The sequence below is a fragment of the Enterococcus sp. AZ141 genome (assembly GCF_051714385.1).
Classification (GTDB): domain Bacteria; phylum Bacillota; class Bacilli; order Lactobacillales; family Enterococcaceae; genus Enterococcus_D; species Enterococcus_D entomosocium.
On the sequence record NZ_JBIORT010000001.1, the window covers coordinates 330,842 to 354,794 of the forward strand.

21 protein-coding genes are annotated in these 23,953 nt (G+C 41.9%); 3 read left to right on the top strand and 18 right to left on the bottom strand.

The features are described 5' to 3' along the window. Positions 1–180: 180 nt before the first annotated feature. The 14 genes from IGI89_RS01590 to IGI89_RS01655 form a co-directional block, all read right to left on the bottom strand. Positions 181–1,023: a Cof-type HAD-IIB family hydrolase gene (locus tag IGI89_RS01590; protein WP_034878757.1), complete on the bottom strand. Its 843-nt coding sequence runs from the start codon at positions 1,021–1,023 to the stop codon at positions 181–183. 250 nt (positions 1,024–1,273) lie between these two features. Continuing rightward, positions 1,274–1,657 (bottom strand): DUF7006 family protein, encoded by a 384-nt coding sequence (locus tag IGI89_RS01595; RefSeq protein WP_005237452.1) that lies wholly within the window; start codon positions 1,655–1,657, stop codon positions 1,274–1,276. A 536-nt stretch (positions 1,658–2,193) separates the two neighbouring features. Further along, positions 2,194–2,850, bottom strand: a complete 657-nt coding sequence (locus tag IGI89_RS01600; protein WP_034872860.1) for an HAD family hydrolase — start codon at positions 2,848–2,850, stop codon at positions 2,194–2,196. 280 nt (positions 2,851–3,130) lie between these two features. Next, positions 3,131–3,745, bottom strand: a complete 615-nt coding sequence (locus IGI89_RS01605) for a hypothetical protein (RefSeq protein WP_005237455.1) — start codon at positions 3,743–3,745, stop codon at positions 3,131–3,133. 233 nt (positions 3,746–3,978) lie between these two features. Further along, positions 3,979–5,268: a CapA family protein gene (locus IGI89_RS01610; protein WP_438735205.1), complete on the bottom strand. Its 1,290-nt coding sequence runs from the start codon at positions 5,266–5,268 to the stop codon at positions 3,979–3,981. A gap of 436 nt (positions 5,269–5,704) precedes the next feature. Continuing rightward, the gene (locus tag IGI89_RS01615; RefSeq protein ID WP_438735206.1) at positions 5,705–7,807 is read right to left on the bottom strand and encodes a BglG family transcription antiterminator; all 2,103 of its coding nucleotides are present in this window, start codon (positions 7,805–7,807) and stop codon (positions 5,705–5,707) included. A 23-nt stretch (positions 7,808–7,830) separates the two neighbouring features. Then, positions 7,831–8,736 (bottom strand): 4-hydroxy-tetrahydrodipicolinate synthase, encoded by a 906-nt coding sequence (gene dapA, locus IGI89_RS01620; RefSeq protein WP_061053821.1) that lies wholly within the window; start codon positions 8,734–8,736, stop codon positions 7,831–7,833. Further along, positions 8,733–9,398 carry an SIS domain-containing protein gene (locus IGI89_RS01625; RefSeq protein WP_061053820.1) on the bottom strand — a complete coding sequence of 222 codons (666 nt, stop codon included), beginning with the start codon at positions 9,396–9,398 and terminating at the stop codon, positions 8,733–8,735. Before IGI89_RS01625 ends, dapA begins: the two co-directional genes overlap by 4 nt. Positions 9,399–9,422: 24 nt before the next feature. After that, entirely contained in the window at positions 9,423–10,709 is a 1,287-nt protein-coding gene (locus IGI89_RS01630; protein WP_016610457.1) for a PTS ascorbate transporter subunit IIC, read from the bottom strand. A 25-nt stretch (positions 10,710–10,734) separates the two neighbouring features. Next, positions 10,735–11,100 carry a PTS sugar transporter subunit IIB gene (locus tag IGI89_RS01635; RefSeq protein WP_005237463.1) on the bottom strand — a complete coding sequence of 122 codons (366 nt, stop codon included), beginning with the start codon at positions 11,098–11,100 and terminating at the stop codon, positions 10,735–10,737. 1 nt (position 11,101) lies between these two features. Further along, complete coding sequence (locus tag IGI89_RS01640; RefSeq protein ID WP_016611962.1) at positions 11,102–11,548, bottom strand: PTS sugar transporter subunit IIA; 447 nt, start codon at positions 11,546–11,548, stop codon at positions 11,102–11,104. A gap of 434 nt (positions 11,549–11,982) precedes the next feature. Next, positions 11,983–12,114 (bottom strand): hypothetical protein, encoded by a 132-nt coding sequence (locus IGI89_RS01645; RefSeq protein ID WP_005237465.1) that lies wholly within the window; start codon positions 12,112–12,114, stop codon positions 11,983–11,985. Beyond that, positions 12,111–14,249 (bottom strand): ferrous iron transport protein B, encoded by a 2,139-nt coding sequence (feoB, locus tag IGI89_RS01650; protein WP_429947436.1) that lies wholly within the window; start codon positions 14,247–14,249, stop codon positions 12,111–12,113. Before feoB ends, IGI89_RS01645 begins: the two co-directional genes overlap by 4 nt. Beyond that, positions 14,249–14,716 (bottom strand): FeoA family protein, encoded by a 468-nt coding sequence (locus IGI89_RS01655; RefSeq protein WP_005237467.1) that lies wholly within the window; start codon positions 14,714–14,716, stop codon positions 14,249–14,251. The genes feoB and IGI89_RS01655 overlap by 1 nt, the downstream gene beginning before the upstream one ends. Before the next feature lie 356 nt (positions 14,717–15,072). On the opposite strand from IGI89_RS01655, the gene nrdH reads away from it, so the two are divergent. The 3 genes from nrdH (at position 15,073) to nrdF (ending at position 18,617) form a co-directional block, all read left to right on the top strand. Then, complete coding sequence (nrdH, locus tag IGI89_RS01660; RefSeq protein ID WP_005225182.1) at positions 15,073–15,297, top strand: glutaredoxin-like protein NrdH; 225 nt, start codon at positions 15,073–15,075, stop codon at positions 15,295–15,297. A 97-nt stretch (positions 15,298–15,394) separates the two neighbouring features. Further along, the gene (gene nrdE, locus IGI89_RS01665; RefSeq protein WP_008377092.1) at positions 15,395–17,554 is read left to right on the top strand and encodes a class 1b ribonucleoside-diphosphate reductase subunit alpha; all 2,160 of its coding nucleotides are present in this window, start codon (positions 15,395–15,397) and stop codon (positions 17,552–17,554) included. Between the two features lie 97 nt (positions 17,555–17,651). Continuing rightward, entirely contained in the window at positions 17,652–18,617 is a 966-nt protein-coding gene (gene nrdF, locus IGI89_RS01670) for a class 1b ribonucleoside-diphosphate reductase subunit beta (RefSeq protein WP_005225180.1), read from the top strand. Positions 18,618–18,675: 58 nt separating this feature from the next. Here nrdF and IGI89_RS01675 read toward each other — a convergent pair whose 3' ends face one another. The 4 genes from IGI89_RS01675 to glpK all read right to left on the bottom strand — a co-directional run bounded on the left by IGI89_RS01675 (position 18,676) and on the right by glpK (position 23,884). Continuing rightward, positions 18,676–19,731, bottom strand: a complete 1,056-nt coding sequence (locus tag IGI89_RS01675) for an alpha/beta hydrolase (RefSeq protein ID WP_016611960.1) — start codon at positions 19,729–19,731, stop codon at positions 18,676–18,678. 90 nt (positions 19,732–19,821) lie between these two features. After that, a complete protein-coding gene (locus IGI89_RS01680) occupies positions 19,822–20,538 on the bottom strand; it encodes an MIP/aquaporin family protein (RefSeq protein ID WP_061053818.1) in 717 nt (238 codons plus the stop codon). After that, entirely contained in the window at positions 20,531–22,360 is a 1,830-nt protein-coding gene (glpO, locus tag IGI89_RS01685) for a type 1 glycerol-3-phosphate oxidase (protein ID WP_061053817.1), read from the bottom strand. The genes IGI89_RS01680 and glpO overlap by 8 nt, the downstream gene beginning before the upstream one ends. 3 nt (positions 22,361–22,363) lie before the next feature. Then, on the bottom strand, positions 22,364–23,884 hold the full coding sequence (glpK, locus tag IGI89_RS01690; protein ID WP_008377082.1) for a glycerol kinase GlpK: 1,521 nt from the start codon (positions 23,882–23,884) through the stop codon (positions 22,364–22,366). Between the last annotated feature and the right edge of the window lie 69 nt (positions 23,885–23,953).

Below are 23,953 nucleotides of genomic sequence, written 5' to 3' on the forward strand. Positions count from 1 at the left end.
GTCCCCTTTTACCTATTGTATGTTGTATAGTCACTGATAGTACTTCTTTCTAATCAGAGTCTTCTTCACAAGAATGAAGCAAAAAACTACTCTGTCGATCACTTTACAGGTCTTCTGAACTTTGTTGCTATGAAACCTGACTAGCATAAAAAAGCATGTGCTAATCATGTTTTTTAGTAGCTACACGAGGCCGTGCTTTTGGAGCGCTTGCGCAATCCCGCCGTCTTCTGGTCGAGCCGTCACCTCGTCAGCTACTGCCAATAGCTGTTCACAGGCATTGCCCATTGCAATTCCCGTCGCAACAGCTTCAAACATTTCGACATCATTATGGCCGTCACCAAACGCCAAGGTATCTTTGTTATCGATCCCTAGATGGTTCAAGAGAAAATCGATGGCTGTTTTCTTGTGGATATTCTTGATGCCGATCTCGCCGCTATCTTTGCCAAAAACAGGTACCGTACTTCGAATCATTTGGAATTGTTCGTGGTATTGGTCATGGACCTGTTCATAAGGAATGGAATGATTGATGAAGGAAACTTTGTTCACGTCATCGTAATCGATTTTCGCTTCGTCCTCAATCAGTAAATCAAGGAACCACTGAATAGTTTGAACGCGTTGTTTTCCTGCTTCACTTTCAACAGACTCACCTGCTAAGACGATCTCCAGCAAACGATTTCTTAGATTGGTACTTGCAAATAAACCTTGGTTCGATTCCAAGTAATACTCGATTTGGTTTTCTTTTAAGAAATCAATCAATCTTAATAAAGCTTCTTTTTCAAAAACTTTGTGCAAAATCACCTCATTATGCACCTCACAATAACCGCCGCCGGCACCAATCATCCCACTTAGGGGCAGTGCCAACACGTCTTCTGTAATTTCGGCCTTTGAACGACCGGTACATAAGAAAAATTCATGGCCTTTCTTATGTGCCGCTGTGATCGCTTGGCGTGCACTTTCTGGTACATTTCCAGCATCATCACATAATGTTCCATCTACATCTAAAAAGACAATTTTTTTCGTCAAATCATTCCCTCTTTTCTCACTCAATCAATAAAGCGCTCACATGAACGTACTTGCCGAACACAAGGTGTCAAGATCAGCTCCTTAGAATTAGTATAACAAATCACAAGGAAAGTGCGCTAGACTATTTTACTAGATCATAAGATGGGATTCTGTTATTGTGATCCCTCTTTCTATTCCTCTACTCCCGTGTTCATCGCGTTATTGCTCCATGTGTTCTTTCTTGAGATGGTTGAATTATCCTAAAATATGCTTACTCCTCACTTAAATAAATTAAACTCCATTTTGGTACTTGATTGTTTTTTTGACCTGTAAGCTCGCGATAATAAGATTTTTTATCATTTTTGATCATACAAATAATTTCATGCTCATCCATACAAAACTCTTTGCATAGGTTTGTTCTACTATTTTCAAAAAGTTCCAGTAAAATTTGAATCTGCGCATCTATTGCTAGAAGTGCTTTGAGCTGATCAAATAAATTTTTTGATCGATCATAATAAATGTACTCAAATTCATTGCAGAGTTCTTGATAAAAATGAAAAATTTTGGGGAAATCTGTCATTACCCCTAAACTTAGCAACACTTCTTTTGAATAACACAAATAGTCTTTCGGTTCCTTGATATTTTCTGATATCATATCCTTACTCCTTTACATCTATTTTTTTTTGGTGAAAGTAGCGCTATCCCTTCTGCTCGCTTTGATTTTCTTCCGATAGGTTTTTTAATTGAAGCTTAGCTGTCCAAAAACCACTAAAAATGATTGGGTCTTTAGCTCTTACCAATGCAGACACATTAAGAAAATCAGTTACGCCTATTATAGTTTCCCTTTCAGATTCTCTTATAATTACTTTTTATTAAATAAAAGAAATAAGAGTGAAAAAGAGGCGGCCCCGTTCCCTTCTGCTAAAAAGTAGTGCCCGAATGCAACTAGATCGTCTCTAATGACAAGAAAATGACTATAATATCCACAAAAATCAACAGATAGCTAAAATTGTTGCTTCATGTAAATAGACGCCCCATATCCATACCAACAAAAAAAACCAATAATCGAATCTATCGATCATTGGTCGAAACCTCTAATATACTGCTGGAAGAAGACGTTCAGTCCATTCTATTTTTCACGCTACAGATCAAAAATAGAAATGATTTTTAAACTGTATCAGTAAAAATAGATCAAGCATAGATATAATCTAAAATATCCTGCGGCGCTTCTGCCAAAGCATCTGGTTTTTCAGCGGAAAGTTTTTTCGCATCGTGGCTGCCCCAGGTAACAGCGATGGTTTTGACACCGGCTGCTTTACCCATCTGGATATCAAAAATAGCATCTCCTACCATGATCGTCCTTGTCGGATCAAACTGATAGTGAGTAACTACTTTATCGATTCCTTCTGGATGAGGCTTATAGTGGGACACCGCATCTGAGCCGATGATTTCTTCAAAGAACGCCACAAGGCTCTGAGCAGCCAAATTTCGTTTAACGACCGCTGTCTTCTTACTTGAAACCACGAAACAAGGAACCTTTCGTTTCATTAAGATTTCTAGGACATGGGGAATTTCAGGAAATACGTTCAAGGTACTTTCCTCGTATGTTTGATAATAGGTACGAAAAATCCGAATCAGTTCCGTTGCTGTTTCTTGATCCAATGGCTGTTCTGACATTTTAAAAAACGATTCTTCGATCGGTATCCCCATGTAATGTTCAATGACTACCTCACTCGGTACTTTGAGTCCCATCTCTGTAAAAGCTGCTTTTGTCGCCTTGATGCTGCATTCTCTCGAATCTAATAGGGTTCCGTCTAAATCAAATATCACACACTCAATCTTCTTCACGACATTTCCTCCTCTGAAAGATACTACAGCACGTTTCTCCAAAGTGCTTTTTAAATCCTGTAGTATTCCTTTTCATTACTGATTATCTCTATTTTAACACTAAAAAAAAGCATTACCATAATTTTAGATACCGTCATTTATTTAATACTAATATTTTTATATAAAAAACGACTCAATTTGAAAACAGAGTCGTTTCTACCTGAAAAGCAGTCGAAGCTACAAAGAGGTCTATTCGTGAGAAATAAGGCTTCGATGCTCTTTTGATCACACAATTTTCTTTTTATTGTAAGATATAGCCTTTGCCCCAAGCGGTACGAACCCGTTTTTCAGTGTAGTCGTATTCATCTAATTTTTCATTGATTCGTTTCGCTAATATCGACAACTGAGATTTTCTTGAGTTTGTTCCACCATTTCCCCAAATTTTCCAACATAGGTCTTCTCGATTGATAAATTGCTCTTCTCCTAAATTGTTAAAAAAGATCTGTTCTTGCAGACTAAGAAATTTAGGAAAGGATTCTTTCGTGACGGATGCTTTTTCTAACTTACGACTAATTGGTGGTAGTGCAGCCAAAAATTCTCTCAGCTCGACAAAAGAGCGATTCAGGTACGTGGCATTCTCAGCTTTTTCCATCCTACCTTCTTGTTCAATATTCCCTGGCAAGATACGGACGATTCGTTTTTGATAATAAGGAGCCAACGCCTGATTGATCAATAAAAATTCTGGATCTGCAATCGTTTCACTGACAAATAAGCAGTCAAATAATTTGGCGCTTTCTATCAACCATTCCGCCTCTTCTGTATTTTTCCCTACGAACACTTCATGACTCAAAATCTGTAACTCCCGCTGCAAATCAATCTCATATGATATATTTTTCGTCAGTATAATAATTCTCATGACACATCCTGCTTTCTTTCCCTTTTATTCAGAAATCATCTACTGAATCCTTTCCGACTCATTTCTGAATGCTTTATGTTGACATTATTACTTATTTTTATCAGTTTGAGGTGTCATTTTTTGTTCATAAATGATAGTCTACTGTCATGTTTTGTTGGAAGGAGCACCATTCGTTTCATGATTCGTTTTCTCGAGAGCTAATAAAAAAGCAACCTGTTGGTCAGGTTGCCTTATTAGTCATTTTGATTTTCTTTTTGCTGCTCCCACTTCAAATCTAACAGCTCCAGCATTTCATGGTAGGCGGTTTCTATGCGCTGCCGTTTTTCTTCAGTAACACGTTTGGCGTATTGTCCATCCGGTAGATAATCTTCGGCCAAGTAAACTTGAAAATCAAAGGCCTGCAAGACGCCGTATTCTGGATCATAATAGGTACGATCAGGGATCGGCTCTTTGGAGACCCAAGTTGGATGTAAGGCAATCTTACTTAAATAGGTCCGAGCTCCCTGTTTGGTGATCTCAACTTCTGGAATGACGCCGCGTTCGGTCCAATAGTTGTTATTGACGGTTTCATAACGTTGATTCGACAATAAGTTCCCCATTGAATAAATGATAAATTTCTTTTCACCGTCCTTTTCGATGATTTCGGTTGGTTCTGCTACATGCGGATGGCCGCCGAAAATAATATCAGCACCAAAATCAATCATCTTCCGATAAACAGTTTGTTGTTCTTCCGTTGGTTCTAAAGAATACTCGACACCAGACTGAGGCATCACGATGGTGATATCCGCCAAGGTTTCCACTTCTTTGATCTCTGCTTCCACTTTATCGAGGGACAAGTCTTTCAAATAGGTGTCATACTCTGCTTGAGTTAAGCTTTCTTCAAGTCCATTGAAGCCATAGGCATAGGCCAAGAGAGCAACTTTGATCCCGTTGACTTCTTTGACCAAAATTCCACTATTGTCGACCGTGACACCAATCGTTGCCAACCCTTGATCGTGAAAAGCAGCCGCCGTTGTTTTGACTCCTTCGATTCCCGTATCTAAGATATGATTATGAGCAAGATCGATCACATCAAAGCCCGCATCTTTGATGCTGGCAACGGCATCGATAGGCGCGTTGAATAAGGGAAAACCGCCAAGCGGTTTATTAGGATTGATGGTTCCTTCAAAATCACCCAGAGCAAGATCCGCCGATGCAATTAACGGTTTGACTTGCTCAAAATCATTGTCAAAATCATAACGCTTTCCATCGTAAGCGCTTAAATAAACAGGTGTATGATAAAGCATATCGCCACTAGCTGTCACTGTGATGGTTTTTACTTCTGGCTTTGTTTCGGTAGAACTACTTGATTCTTGCATTGGCTTAGTCGGTTTTGTCGATTCTGCTGTAAGACGCTGTTCGGGGATACTTGTCGCTTGAAGCACTAGATAGATCGCTCCGAATGTGATTGCCAATAATGCTACACTTAACCCAGCAATGATCCGCTGGCGTTTCTGACGCTCCCGTCTTCGTTGTTGTCTCATGCCCTCACCCTTTCACTCTGCTTTATCAAAAGCCTATCTTCGTTTACGTTCTAACTAGGTTCCTTGCTCCCTTTCCTACAAATCCCACTAAGTAATATCTTTTCATTAAATAATTATACTATATTTAAGATCCCTTTAATAGATCGTTTTTTAAAGAATAAAAAAACAGCCCGATCGTGATCGAACTGTTTCTCCACTTCTATGGTAGCTGATTTCCGAATGAATCTTTCTTGTAGAACTGGACTAACCTCAACCGGCATAAATTAGTATCATTAGATAATCCTTCGGCTGTTAACAGTTCTGGATGACATCCCTCGCTTTCGGATGAACAGCAGCAAACGATGAAGGCAAATTACTCCCCTTCGCACGCTTCTCTCAATAAAGACCAAAGAGTATATGCTTTATTCTATAATACTTACAGTTTTTTCGAAAAAATTTATACAACAGCAGTACGTAAAATCTCTGCAAACCAGTGATAAGCTGTTTCCGGACATTCATGTTTTTCTAATTCTCGAAAAAAGTCTTTGGATTCAATAAGGGTAATAAACTGAGTCATCGCATTTAGATGCTGCTTGCTGTCTAACGCAGAAAGAGTAAAGATGTACTTTACAGGAATCGTTCCTAAGACATATACTTCAGATTCTAACGTTGTCAATCCCATGCCAAGTTTTTTTGCACCTGCTTCAGGAACCGTATGCGGTAAGGCAACTTGATCGACTATCACCATATAAGCACCTTCTGATCTGGTTTGTTGAATGATCGAATCGATGTAATTTCTAGTGATGATCTTTCTTTCAATCAATGGATTGGCTGCGAGATAAAAGGCCTCTTCCCACGTTCTGGCTTTTTTGTTTAATTGTATCAATTCTGGACGCATCATATCCAACAGCATTGCAGGTTCTTTTGGCTTTTTCTCTTTTTGAGACATGATAGATGCCGTTGGCGAGCAGGACTCTTGTACAAATTTCTCTAGATGATGCCGCAGAGCTGACTCGCTGGTAACCGTTGAATATTGTTGAATAACCTGCATCAAGCCGTCGATCGTAACAGTATTGGGCTTTATACTTGTACTGGTTTCGAATTTGACATCTAAAAACAACTGGGTTCGTTCCTCGTAAGACATGATCGGGTTTACTACAAAAATCGGTTTTTTTAACGGATAAAGTTGAAAGTTGGGTTTTGTCGTAAAAATGATATCGTAAGACTGATCAAATGAATGCAGTTCGCTTGTTTCAATCGGTCCCAATAAGATAAAAGAGGGAAAGATTTCCTTTAATTCATTGTAAATGATTGCTGAGCTTCCAATACCATTTGGGCAAACAACGACCCCCACTTTTTGTTGCACCATATATTCTTCAGAATTCCTGATCAAAAGCGCAAAGTGCATTGTTAAAAAGGCTACTTCTTCATCTGGAAGCTTTGAATCAAAGCTATCACTGATTGGTCTCATGGTTTCTTTTACGATCTGATAAAGGTCATTATATTTTTCAAAAATTTTCTCCTGCATAGGATTGATGATCGGTAATCGAAACAGCATTCGGAAATAGGTCGGTCGAAAATGACTATATAATTGCTTGATGACAGAGTGTTTATCCTTGAAACGAATACCTGAAAGCAATTCAAATCGCTCGACGATTCTTTCTACCAAGTCAATGATGACCAAATTTCCTTGAAGCCATTCCTTTTCATTCCCTAATGCCATTCCCAGGACCCACCCACAGAGATAGTTCTTTTCTATACTATTCATCACCCCTGCGTTTTCTAAAACTTCTTCAGCAAAGCGGTACTCCTTCATTTTTACTAACTCATGATCATTAGAAAAGGGCTTTAGATTAAATTCATTCAAGCCCATTCTTGGGTATAAAAAAATAAGGATATAGTTCAATTCAATCAATCTATTTTCAACTAACTCTATCGCATGTTTTTCTAAAAGAAGAGAAAGATAGGTGTCCTGCTCATCCGCCAATTGTATTCGTTCGTTATGAATAAAGTAACGGTAAATAAAATCATCGTCCTTGCTAGTCACATCTTCCAAAATCATTCGAAATAAAGCGTAACGAATCATCAGTTCATCACCTGCTAAGTGATACCCCTCTTTTCTCGAGTAACTGATTGAAATATCGTACCCATGTAATTCCGCTTGTAATTTGCGCAGATCACTCATAAAGGTTGTTTTGCCGATTTTTAACGCATCTAAAAAATGATTGACCGACAGATAGTCTTTCTCGTAGTAAAAGAGCGTCAAAAAGATATATTTTCCTCGTTCTTTTGAACTCATCTCATAATACTTAAACATACGCTCACGTAAAAATGACTCCAACAAATATTCCTTGCTTTTTTCAGGCAGTCGAATCACACTTTCCTTATTCACGCTAAGTGGTAGTTTTTGGGCAGATAGAAACTGGTTGATTTTATCAATGGTATACTCTATTTGAGTGCGGTTCATAGAATAATTCCGCTGAAGATAATCGTAACTGATGGTCGGTTTTTCAATCAGAGCCATCATCATCTTTCTCGTCCTATAGTCAATTTTTACCATCAATGTTCCCCCATTTCTGCAGCCTACTGTTCTACTTTCAATGTAAATCCTTCCGCTTGTACATATTTTTGAAGCACTTGATCTACCTGCTGCTTTTCTTCTTTCGTAAGATCTAGAACAGGCAGTTTCGGTAACCCAACATCCTGTCCGATTGCCCGCAAACAGTATTTCAGCCCAGACGGAATCGTTGAGCATTTGCAGGCTTCTCTAAAATCATCAATACTTACTTGTGCTTGCCGCGCTTGTTCTATGTTTCCAGCTACAAATTGTTCATAGATCGCCACATCTGTTTTCGTCACAACATTTGCGGTTGAAGCCACAGAGCCATCTGCTCCTAACTGTAATGCTTCTAAAATCTTAGAGTCGCTTCCCATCAGCAAAGAGAAATCCTCTCGATGATTTAATTCAAGATAGCCCTTGAAGTTTTCTAGATCACCGCTTGAATCTTTTATCCCAATGATCGAATCAATTTTGAGTAATTCCGAGAAAACATGACGATTGATGAAATTTCTAGTATTTGGCGGAATATTGTACAAAATGATTGGTAGTGTCGTTTGCTCAGCAATCATTCGGTAGTGATGGATCAACTCCTCATCGGTATACTTCAAAAGATACGGCGTAATGATGGAAGCAGCATCAACGCCGATTTTTGCAAACTCATTTACTAACTCAATCACTTTATTCGTTGCGATATCTCCGGCACCTGCAAATACTGGTACTCTGCCCGATACTTCATCGACAACGATTTTTGCAAACTGGATTTTCTCTTCTTTGCTTAAGGTATGAAATTCGCCATTGGTTCCTAAAATAAACAACCCGTGGACACCACCAGCAATCAAATGACTTACAAGCTTTCTGGTGCCCTCTTCATTGATGCCGTTCTCATTTAATGGTGTGACCGTTGCTGGTATAATTCCTCTGATTTTCATTGCGTAAGCTCCTTTTTTGTCGTTGCTCCTAAGCTTCCCCCTGGATGCCATTTAAGGTAATCTTCTAACTTGATTTCTTTTGCTTCTTGCAGCAACACCGACAGAATCTGCAGCTGGATCATTTGGGCAATCACAGAGGAACGTGGCGGTTTATTCAAAGAGTCCCCTTCTTGGGAAACATAAGAAGACAATGTGACTTCAGCACAGGAAGCTAGGGAAGAATCTTCATTTCCTGTTACCGCTAAAATTACAGCGCCATTTGCTTTTAAGGCAGCAAGTGCATATTCTAATTCTTTGGTGTTCCCACTATTACTTATCGCAATCACTACATCGCCAGCCACGACTTGTCCTGCCGATCCGTGCACAGTTTCGGTTGTGTCTAAAAAATAGGTTGGCGTGCCGACAGATGAGAAAAGTGAAGCTGCATAGCCTGCTACATAGGAACATTTTCCCACGCCTGTTACATGAACACGCTTATGATTTTTTTCTGCATGGAGAATAAGTTCTTTGGCCTTCACCATCTGTTGATAGACTTCTTCTTCTTCAAGCCGATAAAATTGAGCATCGCTTTGGGCTTTTAAATTCGTACTATATGCAAACAAAACGTTTTTTTCATTCAATACAGATTTTCCTTCCTTATAGCAAGGAGAAATGGTATCCACCTTTCTCCTTGCTAATCATACTGTTTAACTAAATAGTTTTAAGATTTTATCTAGTAAAATTCCGATAATATTGTAGTCGATTTGAGGAAATCCAGCGTCTGTGATGCCTAATTCAGAAAAAGCTGGGAAAAGCACCAAAGGCAATGCAGTCAGCAAAATACCGCCTAAGAAGGATGCGATGATCGCCCCTTTCAACCCGCCTCTTATTGAACCAAAGACACCCATTGTTCCACCCGAGAAAAAAGCAATCCCAGCTGCTGGCAAAAGTACAACGGGAGAACCCATAGCAGCCATGGCAAACGTCGCTGTTAAGCCACCTATAAACGAGGTAATAAAGCCGACAGGAACCATGGTTGGCGCATATTGGAAAAACACAGGAACATCTACTGCCGGCATTGATCCCGGGATATATTTTTCAGAGATCGCCACGAAGGCAGCCGTTAATTCAGCAATAAATTGACGCACACCATAAATCAGTACAGACATACCCGCCGCAAATTGCAACCCTTGAATCAACGGATACAAGAACCATAAGTCGTTGCCAGCCATTTCTTGAACGACATCCATATGACCACTTAAAACTGCTGCGATCGTTGCAATGTAGAAAAGAATAATCATGAAAAATGCAACAGAGAAGACAAAATCTCGGAATACGGAGAAGAAATCAGGAAGCTCGCGATTGGCTGCTTTCTCTTTCTTTGCTTGCCAATTTTTCCCGCCAATGACACTGCCGATGACACCTGAGAACCAGTAAAAAATTAAGTTAAAGTGACCTAGTGCAACCCCTGCATTACCTGTCAGCTCATCTGTATATTTCTGAGCCAATTTGGGCAACCCTGCTCCTGCAAAACCTAGTACCAAAGAACCAAAGATAACTGTTACCCAAGTGGGCATACCATTCGAAATAAAAATCAACCCAATGACAGCAGCAAAGAAAAGATAATGCTGACCGGTTAAAAAAATTGATTTTAAAGGCGTCAATTTCGCAATAACTAATCCGAATATGAACCCTAGCCCCATAATCATTGATATTTCAAAACCATATACATCCATAGCTAACGCTGTAGCAGGCTCTACTGCCAGAACCGTCCCTTGAACACCAAATGCGGTCTGAAACAACGTGGCGAAATTTGCAGCAATCGTTCCTACATGACCACCACCAATATTAAAAATCATAAACCCAATGCCCACTTTGAGGACACCGCTCAGGGTCTCCTTCGCAGGCTTTCTTTGTGCAAGTAACCCGATCAAAGCTAAAATCATTAGCAACACAGCAGTATTTCTGAATTGGTTCATTACTAAAATTGCCATTCAATTTATTCCTCGCTCCATCAATTTATTTTGTTTGCATCGTTTCAAGAAATGTTTCTAGTTTTCCTTGGATCTCTTCTTTACTCATAATATTTTGAATGCCTATGACTTCATAAGGTTTGTTTTGAAAATCAGGTTCCGCTGCGATATCTGCCATACTCATAAAGGCATCACCCGTAAAACCAATGAGAACGTCTAGATTTCCATGAATCGTTTCAATGGGATAGCCGTTTTCTTCAATCACTGATTTTACCTTTATGTGAAGCAGCGTTGAACTCCCCATCCCAGCACGGCATGCAACCGCTATCAAAAATTTCTTGCCATTACTCGCCTTAGGTTTTGCATCTGATTGGATCGATGCATCATTTTTCTTTTTTTGAAAGAATCCCATCTTAACTCCTCGTTTCTTCTAATAGTTGTATAAATGCTTCTGGTGTCTCCACATTTGCTAAACGATCAATGATATTGTCCCTTGCTAAAACCTCTGCTAACTCACTCATCAGTTCCAAATGACTGGTCGGGTCTATCGCTGCCAAACAGAAAATGACTTTCACTGGATCATTGGGCGAACCAAATGAGATGGGGGTATTTAAGGTCATCGCACTTAGTCCTAAACGACAAACCCCATCTTCTGATCGGGCATGGGCCAAAGCAAACCCAGGCATAAGCACGATATACGGCCCGGCATCTAAGACGGATTGAATCATCGCTTCGACATACTGTTTTGAAACGCTGCCATTCCTCAATAACGGCTGGGCAGCTTTTTTGATTGCTTCTTGCCAACTGGTACTGTCTTGCTGAAGTAAAATGTTTTCTTTTGTTAATAATGTAGTTTGCAAACGACGATTTCCTTTCTAAAAAAATTTCTTTAGGTTTTAGTAAAAGAATTTCTCGAGATAATTCCTATACACACACTATAAGTGAAAAGTTCTGACCTGAATAGACGATTTGCGACCACATATTTGTACACGCTTCCAGATTAAGTGAACTGCTCTTCTCAAAAAGACCAGGAATACTGCCTATTTTTTTTGCTAGCCTCCAGTTTTTCTCGATAACCTTCTTGAGCAGTTCACAAAACTTATTCTATCAAGGAAAAAATGAACCAAAAATGGACAGATCCTTTGCTTGCACCCACAATAAAAAAAAGAAGCTCTTAAATAAACTAAGAACTTCTTAAAGCAAACACTCTATTCATGGCTATAGATCTACCGTTTCAATTGTATTTCTACCCGTAGGTGTTTTCACACGAATTTTTACTTACAACCGCTATTTTCTACTTTGCTTCCTCATGCTTCACGGGACAACTGCTGTGGCAATCAGAACAATGATCCTTTTTCACCATGCGGTACACCACACGACCGCCATAGCCAAAAATCAGTCCGCTTAGAATTACTGTAGCAATCATTTTTCGCCTCCTACGACTTGGATCAAGGGCGCACTCCCTCGGAATGGTTTCTTCACCAGAGCAAATACTAATAGACCAGCAATGACTATTGCCGCAAAAACACCTAGCGTGAGGTGTCCGCCTTCAAAGATGACGTGTCCGAATTGGTAGACCAGAAAACTGGCGCAGTACGCCAAGCCGCATTGATAGCCAATGGCTAACCACGTCCACTTGCTGTCCCCCATTTCACGGTGGATCGCACCGATGGCAGCAAAACAGGGGGCACATAGTAAATTAAAGACGAGGAAAGAGTATGCCGCCACAGCAGTGTAATCGCCGCGCAACACTTGCCAAATCTCCGTCCCACTTTCTGACAACTCACCGGTTTGTCCGTAGAGAATCCCGAATGTGCCGATCACATTTTCTTTGGCCACCAAGCCAGTGATCGTCGCCACGGCGCCTCGCCAAGTTCCCCAGCCTAGGGGAGCGAAGAGGGGCGCCAAAAGTCGACCGAAAAAGGCCAAAATGCTTTGGTCTTCACTGACCCGCTGCAAGGTAAAGCTGTAGCTGGAGGTAAACCAGACAAAGATACAAGCTACAAAAATTATCGTACCGGCTTTTTTTACAAAAGCAACGGCTCGATCACAGGCACTTTTCAAAATCGTTGTGAGCTGCGGCAAGTGATACGCTGGCAGTTCCATAATGAATGGTGCCAGATCACCTGCAAAAAGCGGCGTTTTTTTCAAGACGATCCCTGAAAAAATCACAGCGCCCATGCCGACAAAATAGGCCGATGGTGCGACCCAACTATAATGAGGGAAAAAGGCACCCGAAATCAATGCAATGATCGGCAATTTGGCAGAACAAGGCATAAAGGTCGTGACCATCACCGTCAACCGACGATCCTTTTCGTTTTCAATCGTTCGGCTTGCCATCACCCCCGGCACGCCGCAACCTGTAGCAATCAACATGGGGATAAACGACTTGCCAGATAGACCAAACTTGCGAAACAGTCTGTCCATGACAAATGCCACCCGTGCCATGTATCCACAGTCCTCCAAGATAGCCAAGCAAAAAAACAACACGAAAATCTGCGGCAAAAAGCCTAAAACCGCACCGACCCCAGCCACAATGCCATCCAAAATCAGTTCTTGTAGCCACTGGGCGACCTGCAGCTGTTCTAGCCAATGCGCTGCTGTTTCGGGAATCCAGCTGCCAAATAATACATCATTGACCCAATCAGTGCCGATCGTGCCAATCGTCTGAATCGATAAATAGTAGATTCCCCACATAATGAAGGCAAAAATCGGTAGTGCCAATACGCGATGAGTCAACACGCGGTCGATTTTGTCGCTGAGGGCTAAGTGCTGATCTGTTTCCTTGATGACTGCCAGCGCCAACAATTCTTCAATGAAGCCATAGCGCTCATTAACGAGAATGGCGTCACTGCTGTCTTTAAAGATCATCTCTAAAATCGAAATCGTCTCCTGAAGGACTGCTTGCTGGGAATCAGTCAGTTTACACATTGCTTGAATCGCTTCATCTTTTTCAAAGAGTTTTATGGCAAACCAGCGTTTTTGCTGCTGAGGGATCGTCTCTGGCAAAATCGCCATGATCTCGGTCAAGCCAGCTTCTAAACGATCATCGTAGCGGGGAGGGAGCTGTTGTGTGTTGACTGCGTGCTTCGCTGCCTCGATCATTTTGGCTAAACCACGTTGTTTCAAAGCACTGATCCCCACTACAGGAATCCCTAATCCGTAAGCCAATTTTTCGAAGTTGATCTGCAAGCCTTTTTTCTTTAATAGATCGATCATGTTGATGGCTGCCACAGTCGGAACATTCATTTCTAATAATTGCAATGTTAAATACAGATTTCGCTCAAGATTAGTTCCGTCAATAATATTGATCACCGCATCCAGCGATGCTTCCATCAAATAATTGCGGGAAATCAGTTCTTCCGGCGTATAAGGCGACAAGGAATAGATCCCGGGCAGATCTTGGATCAGCACGTGCCGGTCTTTTCGCAGTCGCCCCGCTTTACGTTCTACGGTGACACCCGGCCAATTGCCCACTGTTTGTTTGGCACCAGTCAATTGATTGAAAGTACTTGTTTTCCCGCTATTGGGATTTCCTGCTAATGCAAATTGATAGGTCATCAAGCTTCGACTCCTTTTTCGATAAAAACCAACGCTGCTTCTTGCTTTCTCAAAGACAATTCATAGCCGCGGAGCCGAATCTCCATTGGATCACCCAATGGAGCCAGTTTCACTACTTCCAAATGAACGTTTTTCGTAAGCCCCATATCCATCAAACGACGGCGCAAAGCACCTTTTGCACCAATCTGATTGACCTTCCCGCTTTCACCAACTTGCAGCTGATCCAAAGAGGTAATGACCGTTTGCTGCTGGATTTCTGTGACATCGATTTGTTCCATGACCCGTGCATCTAAAGCAATCCGCGTCCCTTGGTGCAAAATGATGCCGCCTTTGCGATCTTTTTGCACCACAACGATTTCAACCCCCGTGCGAATGCCAAGATCGTTTAAATGAACCGTGATTTCTTTGGTTGTTGCCAACGAGTCGATTTTGTATGTCCCAGAAGCCCAAGTTTGCGCCATTTTCATTGGTTCTTACTCCTTTTGTGAAGTGTTTTTTAATTAACCTACTTTAATTAAGAATGATTATCATTATAATAGAGCCATTTTCATAGGAAGTCAATCTGTTTTCGACTTAACTTTGAATCTTCCTTCACAATGGAGATTTTTTTTACTCATTTTGATTGCATATCCCCTCTAATAATTACGCAAAAACCTTGTAATTCTAAGTATTTTCCGCTTTTTTCATTTGCATAAAAAACACAGAAACACTATAAATTGTGTATGCCGAATTCACAAGCACAAGATATAGTGTTTTTTCGTTGACTTTCTCCGTGACTTATTTATACTAGGTTTATAACTATTACAACTCGGAGGAAACAATTATGAATATCAAACTATTTTCTAAAAACAACTGCATGCAATGTAAAATGGCGAAACGCTTTTTAAGTGAAAATCAGATTGCCTTTGAAGAAATCAATATCGATAATGAGCCTGAAGCATTAGAATTTTTGAAAGAACAAGGATTTCAAAGTGTGCCAGTCATTACCTCTGATGCGCAAACGATCATCGGTTTCCGTCCAGATCAACTACGTCAATTAGCGAGCTAAGATTTTTCTCAATGTGATGCTTTTGAGGGATTTGTCAGTCGTCCAGACCGCAAGTCCTTTTTTATACGAACAAAACAAGAAAAGAGGTTAGCCATTTATGAGCTTGAAAGAAATCAAAGATGTCAGTTATTTCAAATTGAATAATGAGATCAACCGTCCAGTAGATGGTCAAATTCCATTAAATAAAGACAAAGAAGCCCTAGCGGCATTCTTTAAAGAAAACGTTGAACCAAATACCTTAACCTTTGCGACTGCAATGGACAAAATCAATTATTTGATTGAAAATGATTATTTAGAAGAAGAATTTATCAAAAAGTACCGTCCTGCTTTTATTGAGGACTTGTATCAATTCTTAGATGAGCAACACTTTACTTTCAAATCATTTATGGCTGCTTACAAGTTTTATTCACAATATGCATTAAAAACGAATGATGGTACCGCGTATCTTGAGCGTTACGAAGATCGGGTGGCGTTCAACGCCCTTTACTTTGCGGATGGGAATGAAGAGTTAGCCATGAGCTTGGCAGATGAAATGATCTACCAACGTTACCAACCAGCAACCCCTTCTTTCTTGAACGCAGGACGCAAACGTCGCGGTGAATTAGTTTCTTGTTTCTTGATCCAAATCACTGATGACATGAACGCGATCGGTCGTGGGATCAACTCCGCGCTGCAACTTTCACGGATCGGCGGCGGTGTCGGGATCACATTATCAAACTTGCGGGAAGCTGGCGCGCCTATCAAAGGCTACGAAGGTGCAGCAAGTGGTGTGATGCCTGTAATGAAATTGTTTGAAGATAGCTTCAGCTACTCAAACCAATTGGGTCAACGGCAAGGGGCTGGCGTGGTCTACTTGAACGTCTTCCACCCAGACATCATCAGCTTTTTATCAGCGAAAAAAGAAAATGCAGATGAAAAAATCCGTGTCAAAACCTTATCATTAGGTGTGATCGTACCTGACAAATTTTACGAATTGACGCGTAAAAATGAAGAGATGTATCTCTTTAGTCCCTACAGTGTCGAAAAAGAATATGGCGTACCCTTTTCTTATGTCGATATCACCAAGGAATACGACAACTTAGTCATGAATCCACGGATTCGCAAGACTAAAATCAGAGCTCGCGATTTAGAAAATGAAATTTCTAAATTGCAACAAGAATCTGGTTATCCTTATATCATTAATATCGATACAGCAAACCGCAGCAACCCAATCGATGGCAAGATCATCATGAGTAATCTTTGTTCCGAGATCCTTCAAGTTCAAGCACCATCTGAGATCAACGGCAAGCAAGAATACGAGGTTTTAGGAACAGATATCAGCTGTAACTTAGGTTCCACCAATATCGTGAACTTGATGGACAGCCCTGACTTTGGGAAATCTGTTCGAGCAATGACTCGTGCCTTGACCTTCGTTACTGATGCGTCTGACATTGACGTGGTACCATCGATCCAAAATGGGAATGCCTTGAACCACACGATCGGTTTAGGCGCAATGGGCTTGCATACCTATTTTGCAAAAAATCAAATGGAATACGGTTCACCAGAATCCCTTGAATTTACTGATCTTTATTTCATGTTGTTGAACTATTGGACATTGGTTGAAAGCAATGCCATCGCCAAAGAAAAAGGCGAAGTTTTCCATAACTTTGAAAAATCAGCTTATGCAGATGGCAGCTACTTCACTGATTATATCCAAGGTGACTACCAACCAAAATCGGAAAAAGTCAAAGCATTGTTTGAAGGCGTCTTTTTACCAACTGGTGAAGATTGGGCAGCCTTGGCACAAACCGTCAAAGAAACCGGCTTGTATCACCAAAACCGCTTAGCCGTTGCACCAAATGGTTCGATCTCTTATATCAATGATACGAGTGCCAGCATCCACCCGATCACTCGGATGATCGAAGAACGCCAAGAAAAGAAAATCGGCAAGATCTATTATCCAGCACCTTACTTGAGCAATGAGACGATCGGCTACTACAAATCAGCCTACGATATGGATATGCGCAAAGTGATCGATGTTTACGCAACTGCTCAAAAACACGTCGATCAAGGGATGAGTATGACCTTGTTTATGCGTTCAGATATTCCAGAAGGTCTTTACGAATGGAAAGAAACGACAAAACAAACCACCCGTGATTTGAACATCTTGCGTCACTATGCTTTCCACAAAGGGATCAAATCGATCTACTATGTACGGACCTTTACAGATGATGCAGAAGAGATCGGCAGCAACCAATGTGAAAGCTGTGTCATCTAATCCAACTTTTGCCTGAAAACGAACCAATAGCCTACCCCTGCTCTTTCTTGAGAGCGGGTCGGCTGTTGTCTTGATACGATTATTGGAGGAACCGACTATGGGTAAGACTTACTATGAAGCAATCAACTGGAATGAGATCGAAGATATCATCGATAAATCCACTTGGGAAAAATTAACAGAGCAATTCTGGTTAGATACGCGGATCCCTTTATCAAATGACCTTGATGATTGGCGGACGCTATCACCATTAGAAAAAACGACGGTGGGCTACGTCTTTGGCGGCTTGACCTTATTAGATACCGTTCAATCAGAAAGCGGTATGGATCAACTGCGTAAAGATGTCCGCACCCCACATGAAGAAGCGGTCTTGAACAACATCCAATTTATGGAATCTGTCCATGCAAAAAGCTATTCATCGATTTTCAGCACCTTGAATACAAAAGCGGAGATCGCCGATATTTTTGAATGGACCAATACCAATCCTTACTTACAAAAGAAAGCCGAACGAATCAATGAGATTTACAAAAATGGGACACCGCTAGAGAAAAAAATCGCCAGTGTGTTTCTAGAGACCTTCTTATTCTATTCAGGTTTCTATACACCCCTTTACTACTTAGGTAATAACAAACTAGCGAACGTAGCGGAGATCATCAAATTGATCATTCGTGACGAATCCGTTCATGGCACGTATATCGGCTACAAATTCCAATTAGGTTTCAACGAATTACCAGAAGACGAACAGCAAAAGCTGAAAGACTGGATGTACGACTTGTTGTATGAGTTGTATGAAAACGAAGAACGTTATACCGAAGAATTATACGATGAGATTGGCTGGACCGAGGAAGTCAAAACCTTCTTGCGTTACAATGCCAATAAGGCTTTGATGAATCTAGGACAAGACCCGCTTTTCCCAGACACCGCCAACGATGTCAATCCAATCGTCATGAACGGTATTTCAACTGGTACCAGCAATCACGACTTCTTCTCACAAGTTGGGAACGGGTATCTGCTTGGTTCCGTTGAAGCGATGAAAGACGATGACTACTTCATCGGACTTGATTGATTTGCTTACAAATAAACACCTTGTTTCTCGCCAATAGAGGGTGAGAAACAAGGTGTTTTTAGTTAGCCAGCTGGTCTTTGATAAAGGTCAACGTTTCTGTCAAACATTCCTGTGCTTGCGGCAAGCTATAATCAAATTGGTATTCGTGGGTCACTGTTTCCGAATCCCCTTTGTAAAAACGACTTGTCACGGGAATATCAAGAGCTTGCAGCTGGTTGGCAAAGGCAATGCCTTGGTCTTCAAAGGAATAGGCGTTGCCATCAGTGATATACGTTGGTGGAAAATCAGCCGTCAATTTATCCACCAGTGAGATCTCCTGCAGTTGGGGACTATCTTGCCATTCTTTTTTGCCTAATAACGACCAAGCCACCGTTTTAACAAAGAATTTCATAAAACGATCATCCGAAGAAGTTCCAACGATCTGCTTCAAATCAAGGGGGCCGCAATAGGAAATAAACCCTTTCAGGGCCGATGCAGGAATGTCTTGATCAAAGGACATTTCCTTCGCATACGCTGGATTGGTTTGCAGCGCCACATATTGCCCGGCAATTTGGGCACCTGCAGAATCTCCACCGAAGAAGAGTTGATCGAAATCAAGCATGGGGTATGCTTGGGCATCTGCTTTGATCGAGTCTACCGCTTGGGCTAATTGTTTGACCTGTCCCGGATAATGCAAACTTGGCGCCCATTCATAATTAATCGAAATCACAGCGGCTTTGGTTTCATCGACGACATAGGTCGCAAATTCTTTGACGCCTTCTTTGTCTCCCCCGACATATCCGCCCCCATGGACCCAAAAAATGACTGGAACAGGGCCTTGTGCATCTTTGGGATAATAAAGATCAAAGGTACTGCGTTGATAATCCGATTGATAAGCCAAGTCCTGTTTGACCGTCACATTCGGCAAACTTTTTTGATAAGCCGCCTCATCCTTGATGGTCACTTCTTGGTTAAACAGATGACCGATCAAAAAAGCCCCCGGTCGTGGGGAGAGTTGAAAAGCCAGAAAAACGGCAGCTAAGAGTCCGATCAGGACAATCGCCACCCACATGAAAAAGCGCAGAATTTTTTTCACGCAAAAGCTCCTTCCTTCGTTCTGTTTCAGCTTTTTCATTTAACCATGTTTTTTTAGCAAATTCAATGACAATCGCTAAAGATTAAAAAAGGATGATACCAATAGGCACCATCCTTAAAATAACATCGTTTATAATGGCAACATCATAAACAATCCAGCTGCGATCGCTGCACCGATCATTGGACCGATGATTGGTACTAACGCATAGCCCCAATCGGAAGTCCCTTTGTTTTTGATTGGTAAGATTTGGTGAGCGATCCGTGGTCCTAAGTCCCGTGCCGGGTTGATGGCATAGCCTGTTGGTCCACCAAGAGACAGTCCGATCGCTAAGATCAAGATCCCAACAACGATGGGATTTAATCCATCCGTAAAGGTATTGGCACCAAAAGCCAATAAGCCAAAGACTAAGACAAAGGTACCAATGACTTCAGTGATCGTATTCGATACTAAATTACGAACTGCAGGCCCTGTTGCAAAGGTACCTAAAATCGCGCCTTGGTCTTTTGTTTCATCCCATAATGGCAAGTAGTTGAGCCAAACGAGGATTGCTCCTACGATCGCACCAGCAATCTGCGCCAGCATAAACGGTATAGCCAAACTCCAAGAAAAATTCCCTGTCATCGCCATGCCTAATGTAACGGCTGGATTCAAGTGAGCAGGTCCCATGTACCCTGAAACGTATACGGCTATGGTCACCGCCGTTGCCCAGCCCATCGCGATCACGATCCAGCCAGAGGCTTCTGCTTTACTCTTTTTCAGATTGACAGCCGCACACACGCCATCCCCTAACAAAACCAAAATAGCCGTTCCTAGAAATTCACTAAAGATCTGTGTTGCTTCATTCATCTTTTTTTCCTCCTTTTAAGGCTGTTAAATCTGATTCTGCGATCACTTGGTTCAATTCTAATACATGGGCTGCTTTTTCTTCTTCGCTCCAGCCAAAGAAGTCGGTCATAGCTGCAACGACACCGGCTTTGACATCATCTAAGGTGTCTCGCATAAATAGGATATGGTTGGTCCGACGCAATAGATAATCAACGGGCGTCAGAACCATTTCTTCATGCAAGGAATAGTTCAAGGCAGTGCTTTCTTTTTCATCTAAGCCTTCAAACTTCGTCTTGTAGTTCAACACTTGGGGAAGATTCGACCCATAAAGATGAGCCAAATACGTCGCAGCTGCTTCATTGAACCCAGCGGCTTGTGCTTGGTCAGCCAGCTTCGCTAATTCTTCCTCTACATTTGCTGCATCAAGCTCACCACCAGAAACTGGGTACGTGGTTGAATCCACCAACTCGAAGGAAGCACCGCTTTCTTGGAGCAATTCATTGATCCGTTTGACTGCTCCTTCCGCCATCAAACGATAGTCGGTGATTTTTCCGCCTGCCAACGTCAATAGTCCGTCTTTTGAGCGTTCCAAACTGCTGCCGCGAGAAACTTGCGATGGATCCACTTTGCTGGCTTCTACTCGTTCTTGCGCTTGTTTTACAGCTTTTTCTACAACTGGTCGCTGCCGCTCATCTGCAAGATATTCTTTGACGCTTTCAACGATCTGCTCAAAGCTTTCATCAGATAATTTGCCTTTACCACCACCATTGTAATCCGAACCACCATTATTCGTAATCAATGGACGTAGACCAGCCCAGCTCGCTTCGATATCATCAAGGGTGATCTGTGCATGTGGAAAGCGTTCATTCACGATGGTCAGTAGATAATCGACATCTTCTTGTGTGACCGTCGGATGGGCAAAATCGCCTGTATAGTCCGTATCGGTTGTGCCAAAATAGGTCTTGTTTTCTCTTGGTACCACGAAAACCATCCGACCATCATTTTTCCCAGTATCAAAATAGGTTGGTTGCGGTACTTTTAGTTTTTCCCGATCGACCACTAAATGGACGCCTTTTGTCGGACGCATTTGTGGTGGCAGCTCATCATTCTTGTCTAATTGACGAACGATATCTGACCAAGGGCCGGTCGTGTTGATCACGACTTTGGCGTGAACCTCAAAGCGCTCGTTTGTCAGTTGATCCTCCACTTCTACCCCATTGATGATGCCTTGCTCATCATGTAAGATGCCGACGACTTTGGCTTTACTGATCATTGCTGCCCCATCGGCTTGTGCTCGTTTAATGTTTTCGATCACCAAGCGGGCATCGTTGTTGCGAAAATCAAGATAGACTCCGCCACCAACTAAGTTTTCCGCCTGCAGCTGTGGTTCGCGTGCTAAGACCTCTTCTTTCGTCAGCAGATAATTTTCGTATTTACTGCCTGTCACATTTGCTAAGCGATCATAAAGATCCATCGCCACTTTGACAGAAAACAAGGAGAAGGTTGCTCCCGGTTCATCGTAAATCGGTAAAAGCATCGGATCTGGTTTCGGGATATGCGGAGCAATTTGTTGGACGATCGCCCGTTCCCGCACGGTGTCAGCGACCACTTCCACGTCAAAGGTTTTCAAATAGCGAATACCGCCATGAACGAGTTTCGTGGACCGCGAAGACGTCCCTTCGGCAAAGTCTTGCATTTCCAAAAGAACCGTCTTCATCCCAGCCGCTGCTGTTTGAACGGCAACCCCTGCGCCGGTAATCCCACCACCAATGATCAACACATCATAGGTGGTATTTGCCGTTTCTTGAATGGTTTCCTTCCGATCTTTCTGAGAAAAGGTCATGGCTTACTCGCCTTCTTTCTTCGCTTTGAATTTGAAGGTCTGAGTAGCCGCCACCGCTTGTTTCCAACCTTCGTACAAATTGTCTCTTTCTTCTGCTGGCATTTCTGGCGTAAACATTTGCCCTTCTTCTGCCATTGATTTCAATTCATCTAAGTCTTTCCAGAAGCCAACCGCTAGTCCTGCCAAATAGGCTGCACCTAATGCGGTTGTTTCCAGATTCGCTGCTCGTTGTACGTCAATGTCTAAAATGTCCGCTTGGAACTGCATCAATAAATCGTTTTTGGCTGCCCCTCCATCGACTTTCAGCAATGGGATATCGATACCGGAATCTTTTTTCATCGTATCGATGACGTCTTTTGATTGGTACGCAACAGCTTGCAGTGTTGCCCGAACAAAATCTTCCTTCGTCGTCCCACGAGTCAAGCCGAAGACTGCTCCTCTTGCATCTGAATCCCAGTAAGGCGCACCTAATCCAGTAAAGGCAGGTACCACATAGACTTCATTATCTCCTTTTGCTTTGGCAGCTAGTTCTTCTGATTGTGGCGAAGTCTCGATCATGCGTAGACCATCCCGCAGCCATTGGATCGCTGATCCAGCAACGAAGATACTTCCTTCTAAGGCATAATAGACTTTGCCGTTGATGCCATACCCGATAGTCGTCAGTAGGTCATTGTCAGACAATTGTGGTTCTTCACCCGTATTCATGACAATAAATGCCCCAGTGCCGTAAGTATTTTTGATCATACCTTTTTCAAAGGCCATTTGTCCAAAGAGGGCGGCTTGTTGGTCTCCAGCCATTCCAGCGATTGGTACTTCACTGCCGTAAAAATGGTAGCTGCGGGTGTGACCATAGACTTCTGAGTTGCTTTTGACTTCTGGTAGCATCGAGCTTGGAATGTTCAAAAGATCCAAAATTTCTTGATCCCACTCTAATTTATGAATGTTGTAAAGCATCGTCCGACTAGCATTGGAGTAGTCGGTGACATGGACTTGTCCATCTGTCAGTTTCCACACAAGCCATGAATCGATCGTTCCGAAGAGTAACTCACCATTATCCGCCTTTTCTTGTGCCCCTTCGATATTGTCTAAAAGCCAACGCACCTTGGTCGCTGAGAAATACGCATCAATGACTAAACCAGTTTTTTCATGGATCATCTCTGTATGGCCATCTGCTTTTAATTGGTCAGCGATCGGTGAAGATTGACGGGATTGCCAAACAATCGCATTCGCGATTGGCTGCCCTGTCGTTTTATCCCAAACCACTGTCGTTTCACGCTGGTTGGTGATCCCGATGCCGGCGATTGCTTCTGGTCGGATACCTGATTCAATAAATGCCCCTGCGATGACTGATTGGACAGAGTTCCAAATTTCGTTGGCGTTGTGTTCTACCCAACCTGATTTTGGAAAGTATTGCGGAAACTCTTTTTGTGAACTGCCGATTTTTTTCCCGTTACGATCAAAAATAATTGCTCTTGAACTAGTGGTTCCTTGGTCGATCGCCATTACATAATTTTTTTCTGCCATTTGATTCGCTCCCTTTGGTTTTATACGCGCTTTTTTTGTTAGCGCTTTCTGACTTGCTTTTATTTTAGC